7 protein-coding genes and 1 pseudogene are annotated in these 10,976 nt (G+C 69.1%); 6 read left to right on the top strand and 2 right to left on the bottom strand.

Features of this window, described 5'->3' with window-relative positions; genetic code table 11:
• Positions 1 to 131: 131 nt before the first annotated feature.
• Together aroA and rsgA are read left to right on the top strand one after the other, a co-directional pair.
• Positions 132 to 1,424, top strand: a complete 1,293-nt coding sequence (gene aroA / locus ABZ552_RS17915) for a 3-phosphoshikimate 1-carboxyvinyltransferase (RefSeq protein WP_357438325.1) — start codon at positions 132 to 134, stop codon at positions 1,422 to 1,424.
• Positions 1,421 to 2,422: a ribosome small subunit-dependent GTPase A gene (gene rsgA / locus ABZ552_RS17910; RefSeq protein WP_281880780.1), complete on the top strand. Its 1,002-nt coding sequence runs from the start codon at positions 1,421 to 1,423 to the stop codon at positions 2,420 to 2,422. The genes aroA and rsgA overlap by 4 nt, the downstream gene beginning before the upstream one ends.
• A 112-nt stretch (positions 2,423 to 2,534) precedes the next feature.
• On the opposite strand, the pseudogene ABZ552_RS17905 reads toward rsgA, so the two are convergent.
• Positions 2,535 to 2,777: pseudogene (locus ABZ552_RS17905) on the bottom strand (nuclear transport factor 2 family protein); the annotation flags it as partial.
• A gap of 189 nt (positions 2,778 to 2,966) precedes the next feature.
• Positions 2,967 to 5,825: a preprotein translocase subunit SecA gene (gene secA, locus ABZ552_RS17900; protein ID WP_357438322.1), complete on the bottom strand. Its 2,859-nt coding sequence runs from the start codon at positions 5,823 to 5,825 to the stop codon at positions 2,967 to 2,969.
• Positions 5,826 to 6,156: 331 nt separating this feature from the next.
• On the opposite strand from secA, the gene ABZ552_RS17895 reads away from it, so the two are divergent.
• The 4 genes from ABZ552_RS17895 (at position 6,157) to ABZ552_RS17880 (ending at position 10,900) form a co-directional block, all read left to right on the top strand.
• A complete protein-coding gene (locus ABZ552_RS17895) occupies positions 6,157 to 7,578 on the top strand; it encodes a wax ester/triacylglycerol synthase family O-acyltransferase (protein ID WP_281877901.1) in 1,422 nt (473 codons plus the stop codon).
• Between the two features lie 10 nt (positions 7,579 to 7,588).
• On the top strand, positions 7,589 to 8,137 hold the full coding sequence (locus ABZ552_RS17890) for a hypothetical protein (RefSeq protein WP_357438350.1): 549 nt from the start codon (positions 7,589 to 7,591) through the stop codon (positions 8,135 to 8,137).
• Positions 8,138 to 8,260: 123 nt separating this feature from the next.
• Positions 8,261 to 9,418: a ferredoxin reductase gene (locus tag ABZ552_RS17885; protein WP_281917434.1), complete on the top strand. Its 1,158-nt coding sequence runs from the start codon at positions 8,261 to 8,263 to the stop codon at positions 9,416 to 9,418.
• A 45-nt stretch (positions 9,419 to 9,463) separates the two neighbouring features.
• Positions 9,464 to 10,900: a fatty acid desaturase gene (locus ABZ552_RS17880; RefSeq protein WP_281877899.1), complete on the top strand. Its 1,437-nt coding sequence runs from the start codon at positions 9,464 to 9,466 to the stop codon at positions 10,898 to 10,900.
• The last annotated feature ends 76 nt before the right edge of the window (positions 10,901 to 10,976 follow it).

Below are 10,976 nucleotides of genomic sequence, written 5' to 3'. Positions count from 1 at the left end.
CTCGCGTTTGCGCGGCCGCCGCGTCCGCGACGAAGGAGCAAGCGGCGGCCGCGCAAACGCGAGCCACAAGAGGGCCGCGAACACCCAGCGCCGCAGGCGCTGGCAAACCAACACCGTGTGATGATGGAGGAGTGAACTTCTGGCCAGCGCCCCATGTCGAGGTCCCCGTACACGCGACCGTGACCCTGCCCGGATCGAAATCGATCACGAACCGGGCGCTCATCCTGGCCGCTCTGGCCGACGGCCCTTCCACGATCACCGGGGCGCTGCGCAGCCGGGACACGAATCTGATGATCGCCGCGCTGCGCGCGCTCGGCACGGGCATCGAGGGCGCGAAGGACACGCTGACCGTCACCCCGGCGCCGCTGGGCGGCGGCACGGTCGACTGCGGGCTCGCCGGCACCGTGATGCGCTTCCTGCCGCCGGTCGCCGCGCTGGCGGCGGGCGAGGTCGCGTTCGACGGTGACGAACAGGCCAGGATCCGTCCGCTGCGCACCATCCTGGAGGCGCTGCGCGCGCTCGGCGCCGACATCGACGGCGACACGCTGCCGTTCACGGTGCGCGGCAAGGGCGCGCTGCGCGGCGGCACCGTGACGATCGACGCGTCCGGGTCGTCGCAGTTCGTCTCGGGTCTGCTGCTGTCGGCCGCGCGCTTCGACGAAGGGCTGGTGGTGCACCACGACGGCAAGGCGCTGCCCTCGATGCCGCACATCGAGATGACGGTGGAGATGTTGCGCCGCGCCGACGTACGGGTGCACGCACCCGCCGACAGCTTCAAGGCACAGACCTGGACCGTGGAGCACGGGCCGATCCGCGCGGTGGACTGGGAGGTGGAGCCGGACCTGTCCAACGCCACCCCGTTCCTGGCCGCGGCCGCGGTCACCGGCGGCACGGTCAGCATCCCGCACTGGCCGCGCCTGACCACCCAGCCGGGTGACGTGATCCGCGAGATCCTCGTGCGCATGGGCGCGGAAGCGCGCATCTTCGACGGCGTGCTCACCGTGCACGGGCCCGACCGGCTCGCGGGCATCGATATCGACCTGCACGACGTGGGCGAGCTGACGCCCACTGTCGCCGCGCTGGCCGCGCTGGCCGACTCCCCGTCCGTGCTGCGCGGCATCTCCCATCTGCGCGGTCACGAGACCGACCGGCTGGCGGCGCTTTCCACCGAGATCAACCGCCTCGGCGGCAAGGTCACCGAGACCGAGGACGGACTGGAGATCGTGCCCGCCGACCTGCACGGCGGCAAGTGGCATTCCTACGCCGACCACCGAATGGCCACGGCGGGAGCCATTCTCGGCCTGCGCGTGCCCGGCGTCGAGATCGAGGACATCGGTACCACGGCGAAGACCCTGCCGAACTTCGTCGCCCTCTGGGAGCGCATGCTCGAGCCCACGCCGTCCGACGAAGGAGCGGCGCACTGAGCCGGGGGCGACGAACCGCGGCCAGCTACGACGAATCCGACGTGCGGGTTCGGCCCGGGCGTAGCTCCCGTCCCCGCACCAAGACCCGGCCGCAGCACAGCGACGCCGAACCGGCCATGGTGGTCTCCGTCGACCGCGGCCGCTGGGGATGCGTGCTCGACGGCGATCCGGAGCGCCGCATCGTCGCGATGCGGGCCCGGGAGCTGGGCCGCACCCCGATCGTGGTCGGCGACCAGGTGGACGTGGTCGGCGACCTGTCCGGGCGGCCGGACACCCTCGCCCGCATCGTCCGGGTCGCCGACCGCCGGACGGTGTTGCGCCGCACCGCCGACGACACCGATCCGTACGAGCGAATCGTGGTCGGCAACGCGGAGCGGCTGTTCATCGTGGTCGCGCTCGCCGACCCGCCGCCGCGCACCGGTTTCGTGGAACGGGCGATGGTCGCCGCGTACGCCGGTGGGCTGCAACCGGTGCTGTGCCTGACCAAACACGATCTGGCCGCAGATTCCGAATTCGCCGAGTCTTTCGACGATCTCGATCTCACCATCGTCTACGGCGGCATCGACGATCCGCTCGAGCCCGTCCTGGATCTGCTCACCGACCACCTCACCGCGCTGATCGGGCACTCCGGTGTGGGCAAATCCACGCTGGTGAATCGTCTTGTGCCGGAGGCGGAGCGGGCCGTCGGCGAGGTGTCCGGGGTGGGCAAGGGCAAGCACACCTCCACGCAGTCGGTCGCGCTCCCGCTGCCCGGCGGCGGCTGGGTCATCGACACACCGGGCGTGCGGTCGTTCGGCCTGGCGCACATCACCCCGGACGACGTCATCGCCGCTTTCACCGATCTCGCCGATGCCATCGAGGACTGCCCGCGAGGCTGCACCCATCTGGGGCCGCCCGCCGACCCCGAATGCGCGCTGGACGAGTTGTCCGGCAAGGAACGCCGGGTGGCCGCCATCCGCCTCCTGCTCGTCGCCCTGACGTCCAACGACCCCTGGTAGGCCGGGTCAGTGCCCGTCCGGCTGCCCGGGCGCGAACGGCCACTCTTCGAACCACACAGCGGCCACCCTCGTCGAAGCGCAGGATCCACAGGTCACGCCACCGTGCGGGAGTATCCCGCGCGTAGTCCACCTCCACCCGGACCACCGCCGTATCCCCGTCCACCGCGACGACGCTCGACCGCATGGTGAAGGGCTCGCCGGGCCCGTCGCGGCCGCTTTCCCAGAATTCGGCGAGCGCGTGCAGACCGGTCAGCGGCCGCGCCCATGGCGAGACGAGGTATCCCGCGTCCGCGGCGAACAGGTCGGCGAGTAGTTCCGTGCCCGCCGACCGCCAGGCGCGCTCGTATCCGGCCACCCATGTTTCGACGGCTGCTCGGTCCACGTCAGGAAGATACGCCGATCCGCGCTGCTGCGGCGGCGAACCGTCGCGTGTCGAGCCTCGATGTGAGCATGCCTGCGGGCGGAGGGCCGGCGCATCGCTTCGATCGAATCGTCTGAACGACGAAGGCGCCCAGGAGTAGCCCTGAGCGCCTTCGGCTTTCGATCAGTGGCGGCGGCGGGACTTCGGCCCGCGCCTTCCTTTCGCCTCCGCGCGGGCCGCCTCGCGGCGCTCGCGGCGGGTGGGCTGCGGACCACCGTCCACGCCGTATTCCTCGGTGTCGCTGTGCACCGCGGCCCGGCCGCCCTCGTCCGGGCCGGAGTAGCTGAAACCGCGCGGCGCGGTGTCATCGATACCCCTGGCGCGCAAGGCCGCCGGCGCGGCATGCCCGTTGGCGACCCGAGCCTCCTCGGTGGGCAGCGGCGCGGGGGCGGCTCCGACCGGCGAACGCAGGCCGGGGCCGACGGCGACGCCTTCCGGCTGCGGCTGCTGCACCTCGACCTGCAAGTTGAACAGGAAGCCGACCGACTCCTCCTTGAGCCCCTCGAGCATCGCGGTGAACATGTCGAAACCCTCGCGCTGGTATTCCACCAGCGGGTCGCGCTGCGCCATCGCGCGCAGGCCGATGCCCTCCTTGAGGTAGTCCATCTCGTAGAGGTGCTCACGCCACTTGCGGTCGAGCACCGAAAGCAGCACCTGCCGTTCCAGGTTGCGCATGCTGCCCTCGCCCGCCAAGCCGTCGATCTCGGCCTCGCGGCGCTCGTAAGCCGCGTGCGCGTCGTCCAGCAACGCGTCGAGCAACTCCTCACGCGTCAGCTCGCCCGCCTCGCCGACCTCGGTCTCGCCGGTCAGGTCCCGGTAGTCCAGGCCCACCGGGTACAGCGTCTTCAGCGCCGTCCACAGCTTGTCCAGATCCCAGTCCTCGACGTAGCCCTCCGCGGTGGCGCCGTCCACGTACGCGGTGATCACGTCGGTGATCATGTTCTGGACCTGACCCTCCATGTCCTCACCGCGCAGGATCCGGTCGCGCTCGCCGTAGATCACGGTGCGCTGCTGGTTCATCACCTCGTCGTACTTGAGGACGTTCTTCCGGATCTCGAAGTTCTGCTGCTCGACCTGCGTCTGCGCGCTCTTGATGGCCTTGGACACCATCTTGGCCTCGATCGGCACGTCGTCGGGCAGGTTCAGCCGCGTCATGATCGCTTCCAGCGCGGCGCCGTTGAACCGGCGCATCAGCTCGTCACCCAGCGAGAGGTAGAACCGGGACTCGCCCGGGTCGCCCTGCCGGCCGGAGCGGCCGCGCAACTGGTTGTCGATGCGGCGCGACTCGTGCCGCTCGGTGCCCAGCACGTAGAGGCCGCCCGCGTCGCGCACCGCCTCGGCGTCCTCGGCGGTCTGGGCTTTGACCTGGTCCAGCGTGGGCAGCCAGGCGCGCTCGTACTCCTCCGGCGTCTCCACCGGGTCGAAGCCCTGCTTGCGCAGCAGGATGTCGGCGATGATGTCCGGGTTGCCGCCGAGCACGATGTCGGTACCGCGGCCCGCCATGTTCGTCGCGACGGTCACCGCGCCCGGGCGGCCCGCCTCGGCGATGATCTCGGCTTCCTTCTCGTGGTACTTCGCGTTCAGCACGTTGTGCGGGATGCCGCGCTTGGTGAACTGCTTGGACAGGTACTCCGAGCGTTCGACGCTGGTGGTACCGATCAGCACCGGCTGGCCCTTTTCGTGCCGCTCGGTGACGTCGTCGACCACGGCGGAGAACTTGGCCTCCTCCGTCTTGTAGATCAGGTCGGACTGGTCGGCGCGGATCATCGGCTTGTTGGTCGGGATGGGGACCACGCCGAGGTTGTAGATCTGGTGCAGCTCGGCGGCCTCGGTCTCGGCGGTGCCGGTCATGCCGGAGAGCTTGTCGTAGAGGCGGAAGTAGTTCTGCAGGGTGATCGTGGCCAGGGTCTGGTTCTCCGGCTGGATCTCCACCCCTTCCTTGGCCTCGATCGCCTGGTGCATGCCCTCGTTGTAGCGCCGGCCGACCAGGATGCGGCCGGTGAACTCGTCGACGATGACCACCTCGCCGTCGCGGACGATGTAGTCCTTGTCGCGGGTGTAGAGCTCCTTGGCCTTGATGGCGTTGTTCAGGTAGCTCACCAGCGGCGAGTTGGCGGCCTCGTAGAGGTTGTCGATGCCGAGCTGGTCCTCGACGAACTCGACACCCGCCTCGTGCACGCCGATCGTGCGCTTCTTGATGTCGACCTCGTAGTGCAAGTCCTTCTTCAGCAGCGGCGCGATACGCGCGAACTCGGCGTACCACTTCGAGGAGGCGTCGGCGGGCCCGGAGATGATCAGCGGGGTGCGCGCCTCGTCGATGAGGATGGAGTCGACCTCGTCGACGATCGCGAAGTTGTGCCCGCGCTGCACCAAGTCGTCCAGCGAGTGCGTCATGTTGTCGCGCAGGTAGTCGAAGCCGAACTCGTTGTTCGTGCCGTAGGTGATGTCGGCGCCGTAGGCCACCCGCCGCTGCGCGGGGCTCATGCCGCCCAGGATCACGCCCACCTCGAGGCCGAGGAAGCGGTGCACGCGGCCCATCCACTCCGCGTCGCGCTTGGCCAGGTAGTCGTTCACCGTGACGACGTGCACGCCGTCGCCGCTGATCGCGTTCAGGTAGGCGGGCAGCACACAGGTCAGGGTCTTGCCCTCACCGGTCTTCATCTCGGCGATGTTGCCGGTGTGCAGCGCGGCGCCGCCCATGACCTGCACCTTGTAGTGCTTCTGGCTGAGCACCCGCCAGGACGCCTCCCGCGCGACGGCGAACGCCTCGGCCATCAGCTGGCCGAGCGGATCGGTCTCGCCGTCCTCGACCATCTCGGCGTAGCGCTCGCGGAACTCGTCCGTTTTGGCCCGTAGCTCCGCGTCGCTGAGATCCTCGTACTCCGGTTCGAGGGCGAGGACCTGGTCGGCGAAGTGCGAGAGCCGCTTGACCACGCGACCCTCACCAATCCGTAGCAACCTCGTCAGTGTCAGCGCAGGCACGGGTCTCGTCAGTCCTCTGGTCGGTGTGTCAAAACGTGTCGTCGGCCCCCGGGCCGGTGCGGCCCACGCGGTTGCGCGGAATCCGCTGCAAGCTTCATGGTAATGCTCTGCTCGATGTGCAGCGCCTGCGGCGCTACGTGGCTGGGCAGCGAACTGCTCCGCCCTGTGATCGAATCTATGCGCCGAACTCGGATCGACCAGCGTGTCACGGAACCCCGGCGTGAAAAAACGTGTACGGAATTCATCGGAAATTCCACAACGGCCGAGGCGACGGTTGCCGCGGCAGCACAATGAAGCGGGGACGGCATCGGGAAAAGGAGTACCGGTCAGCGTGATCACGAGACTGACGCCGCAGGACACGGCCTTCTACCGGCTCGAGTCGAGTAGCAACCCGATCCATATCGGCTCTCTCGCGATCGTGCGGAACACCGACCCGGGCGACAGCTCGGGCCGGCCGATTCTGGACTACGACCGGCTGGTGGACCTGGTCGAGAGCAGGCTCCCGCTGGTGCCGAGGTACCGGCGCAAAGTGCGGGAGATCCCGCTGTCGCTCGGACGACCGGTCTGGGTCGAGGACAGCCGGTTCGACATCACCTACCACATCCGCCGTTCCGCGCTCCCCGGCCCTGGCACCGACGAACAACTGCACGAACTGGTCGCGCGCCTGACCTCGCATCCCTTGGATCCGGCCCGGCCGCTGTGGGAGATGTACCTGATCGAGCGGCTGTCGGAGGGCCGCTGCGCCATCTTCACCAAGACCCATTCCGCCCTGGTGGACGGGGACACCGCGCTGGAGATCGGCCACGTGATCCTCGACGCGGGCCCAGCGCCGCGCGACTTGGCCGGCGACGACTGGATCGCGCCACGCGAACCCGGCGACATCGAGCTGCTGGTCGGCGCGCTGGCCCAGCTCGCCGCGCAACCGCGCAGGACGCTGGAAGTGGCCAGGGACGCGAGCGCGGGTGCGTTCGCGATGCTCGGGACGGCGGGTAGAGCGGTCGAATCGGTGGTCGCGGCGGTGCGCACCGCGGCGACCGGCGCGCCCGCCAGCCCCCTGAACACCCGCACCTCGCGCAACCGCCGCTTCGACGTGGTGCGCACCGACCTGGCGGACTACCGCACCATCCGCGCTCGGTTCGGCTGCTCGATCAACGACGCCATCCTCGCGGTGGTCACCGGCGCCCTGCGCAACTGGCTGCTCTCGCGCGGGGAAGCGCTCACCGAATCCAGCACGCTGCGGGCGGTGGTGCCGATGTCGGTGTACGTCGAGGGGACCGACGGCGACCAAGCGCGCTCGGCGAGCGAGGTGTCCTCGTTCCTGATCGATCTGCCGGTGGGCGAACCGAGTCCGGTGATGCGGCTGTCGCACATCGCGCACGCCACCGAACTCAACGGGCGTCAGCGGCGCGGAGTCCGCGCGCGCACCCTGGTGCATCTGGCCGGTTTCGCTCCGGCCAGCCTGCATGCGATGAGTGTGCGCGCGGCGAGTACGTTCGCAGAACACACGTTCAATCTGGTGATCACCAACGCGCCGGGTCCGCAAGCGCCGATGTACATCGGCGGCGCGCGGATGCTGGAGATGTACCCGGTGTCGCCACTGCTGCGCAATCAGGCGTCGAGTATCGGGATCACGTCCTATGACGGACGCGTCTTCTACGGTCTCAACGCCGACCGCGACGCGATGGCCGACATCGGCGTGCTCGCCACGGCGGTGCGCGATTCCATGGAGGAGATGCTCGGTGCCTGCGTCTGATCAGAAGAAGCTGCGGGTCTACATCCCGGCTACGGTGCCGCTGCTGCGCGAGCTGGTCGACAGCCGGGAGCTGGCCCCCGTCGGCGGGACCGCGTTCGCGGTGACACCCGCGCTGCGCGAGGCGTACGCCTCCGGCGACGACGAGGAGCTGGGTGAGGTCGCCATGAACGAAGCCGCCCGCGCGTCGCTGCGGCTGCTCGCGGCCGAACGCGACGCGATCGGATCGGCGGAGGGCTCCGACGACGAGGCCGCGCCGGTCGCGGGCGGCAGCCCGGTCTACCGCCGCGCGGTGATCGCCGCCGACGTGACCGGCGCCAAGCTGCGCCCCGACCTCGACGACGCGGTGGTCCGGCTGGCGGGTCCGATCCGCTACCAGCAGATCGCCTCGGTGCACGTCGATCTGGCCGACGCCGAACCGCAGGTGGCCAAGGCCGTCGACGTGGTGGACGCGGCCGACCTCGGCGACGCCGACGCGGAGTTCGTCCTCGGGGACGCCGAAGACCATCAATTGGCCTGGTACGCGGCCCAGGAGCTGCCGTTCCTGCTCGAACTGCTCTGAATCGCGGCGGCGGGCGCGGGCTAGCCCACCGCCGTAACCTACGATGCCGTAACCTTGCTGCGAGGCATCCGATCGGCGAGACGGCGGCCTACGCATCCGACGACAGGGAGACCAACGGCAGCGATGGGTTCGAAACTTGGAAGCTTCTCCGTGCGAAGCGTGCGCGCGTGGCTGGAGGCACCGGCCGCGAGCGTAGCCGAGCGCGGCGGGAAGCTGAACGTGCTGCGCGGCGCCGTCGCGCGGGTGACCACGCCGTTGCTGCCCGACGATTACCTGCACCTGGCCAACCCGCTGTGGTCGGCGCGCGAACTGCGCGGGCGCGTCGTGGAGGTGCGCAAGGAGACGGCCGACTCGGCGACGCTGGTGATCCAGCCGGGGTGGGGCTTCGATTTCAAATACCAGCCCGGCCAGTACATCGGCATCGGCCTCCTGGTGGACGGACGCTGGCATTGGCGCTCGTATTCGCTGACCTGTCCGCCGGACTGGTCGGTGCCCGGGCACGGCGGCAAGCGGCTGATCTCCATCGCCGTGAAGGCGATGCCGGAAGGCTTCCTGTCCAGTCATCTGGTCAGCGGTGTGCCGGTCGGCACCGTCGTGCGGCTGGCCGCGCCGCAGGGCGGATTCGTCCTGCCGTACCCGCCGCCGGAGAAAGTGCTGTTCCTCACCGCGGGCAGCGGTATCACCCCGGTGATGTCCATGCTGCGTGCGCTGGACCGCCGCGAGCTGTTCACCGATGTGGCACACCTGCACTCCGCCCGCACCGCGGACGACGTGATGTTCGGTGCGGAACTGCAGGCGCTGACCGAGCGCAACCCGGGCTTCGATACCCGCCTGCATCTCACCGCCGAGCGGGGCAAGTTCGCGCTCGCCGACCTCGACACCCAGTTCCCGGATTGGCGCGAACGCGACACGTGGGCATGCGGCCCGGCCGGGATGCTCGACGAGATCGAGAACCACTGGCGCGCCGCGGGCCTGTCGGACCGCCTGCACGTGGAACGCTTCGAGATCGAGCGCTCCGCGATCGGCGAGGGCGGCACGGTCACCTTCGGCAAGACCGGACGCACCGTCGCGGCGGACGGCGCGACCAGCCTGCTCGAGGCCGGCGAGTCCGCCGGCGTGCAGATGCCGTTCGGCTGCCGGATGGGCATCTGCCAGACCTGTGTGGTCACGTTGAGTTCCGGCTACGCGCGCGACCTGCGCAACGGTGAGGAGCGCCGCGAAGGCGACAAGGTGCAGACCTGCATCTCGGCCGCGGCGGGCGACTGCACCCTGGACGTGTAGTCCGGCAGGTACCCTCGATGGGGATCGAGTAGGGAAAGGACCCCGGTGGCCATCACCGACATCAAGGCGTTCGCGCACCTCACGACAGCCGATATCGAGACACTGGGTCAGGAACTCGATTCCGTCCGGCGTTCGGTGGAGCTGTCCCGTGGCGAGCGGGACGCGAAGTACATCCGGCGCGCGATCGCGGCGCAACGCGGTCTCGAGGTAGCGGCTCGCGCCGTGCTGTTCGGCAGCCGCAATCGCTGGGCCTGGCTGGCCGGCACGGCGTTGCTGTCGGTGGCCAAGATCATCGAGAACATGGAGCTCGGGCACAACGTCAGCCACGGGCAATGGGACTGGATGAACGATCCGGAAATCCACTCCAGCTCGTGGGAATGGGACATGACAGGTCCCTCCGCGCAGTGGCGCCGGGCGCACAACTACTCCCACCACACCTACACCAACGTGCTCGGCAAGGACGAGGACCTCGGGTTCGGCATCCTCCGGATGACCCGCGACGAGCAGTGGCGGCCGATCCACCTGGTGCAGCCGCTGGCGAATCTACTGCTCGCCGCGACCTTCGAGTGGGGCATCGCGCTGCACGACTGGAGCATCGAAAAGGAGCTGTCGGACACGCCGCGCTGGGAGATCGCCTCGGAGCCGAACGTGGCGTTCGCCCGCAAGATCTGCCGCCAGGTGGCCAAGGACTTCCTCATCCATCCCGCGCTCACGGGCCCGGCGTTCAAGCACACGCTGAAGGCCAACGCGACGGCGAACCTGGTGCGCAACCTGTGGGCGTACGCGGTGATCTTCTGCGGCCACTTCCCCGACGGCGCGGAGAAGTTCACCATCGAGCAGCTGGAGGACGAGACCAGCGGCGAGTGGTATCTGCGCCAGATGCTCGGCAGCGCGAACTTCAAGGCCGGGCCCGCCATGGCGTTCATGAGCGGCAACCTCTGCTACCAGATCGAGCACCACCTGTTCCCCGATCTGCCGAGCAACCGCTACCCGGAGATCGCGGTGCGGGTGCGCGAGCTGTGCGACAAGTACGACCTGCCCTACACCACCGGGTCGCTGGGCAAGCAGTATCTGCTCGCCTTCCGCACGATCCACAAGCTGGCGCTGCCGGACCGGTTCCTCAAGGCGACCGCCGACAATGCGCCGGAGACCTCCTCGGAACGCAAGTTCGCCGGTATCACGCTGCCGTCGCTCGGCACGGAGTCCACGCACTGGTTGCGCGTCGATCCCGAGACCGGCAAGCGGCGCGGCCTGCGTTCGGCGCTGCACGAGGCGAAGATCGTGCTGCGAGAGAAGGCGCGGCAGGAGAAGGAGATGCTCCGCGAGGCCAAGGCAGCCTTGAAGGAGAAGGCCGAGCACGAGCGGCAGGTGCTACGCGGGGCCAAGGTCGCACTGCAGGAACGGGCCCGCCACGAACAAGCCGCGCTGCGCGAGAAAGCCATGCGCGACAAGCGTTTCCGCTTCAAGCGAAGGGCGACCTAACCTACCACTCGGTCACCGGTATCGCAATAGGGTATTTGACACATCCACGGGCCACACCTCGGAAACCTACGCTCTC

Source organism: Nocardia sp. NPDC019219 (assembly GCF_040632645.1).
Lineage (GTDB): Bacteria > Actinomycetota > Actinomycetes > Mycobacteriales > Mycobacteriaceae > Nocardia > Nocardia sputorum.
The sequence above is the reverse complement of the archived record's forward strand: the minus strand, read 5'-3'. Positions and strand labels throughout refer to the sequence as shown.

Coding starts and splice junctions, on each gene's coding strand:
- ABZ552_RS17885 (WP_281917434.1), top strand. CDS start 8,261: ATGGGTTCGAAACTTGGAAGCTTCTCCGTGCGAAGCGTGCGCGCGTGG.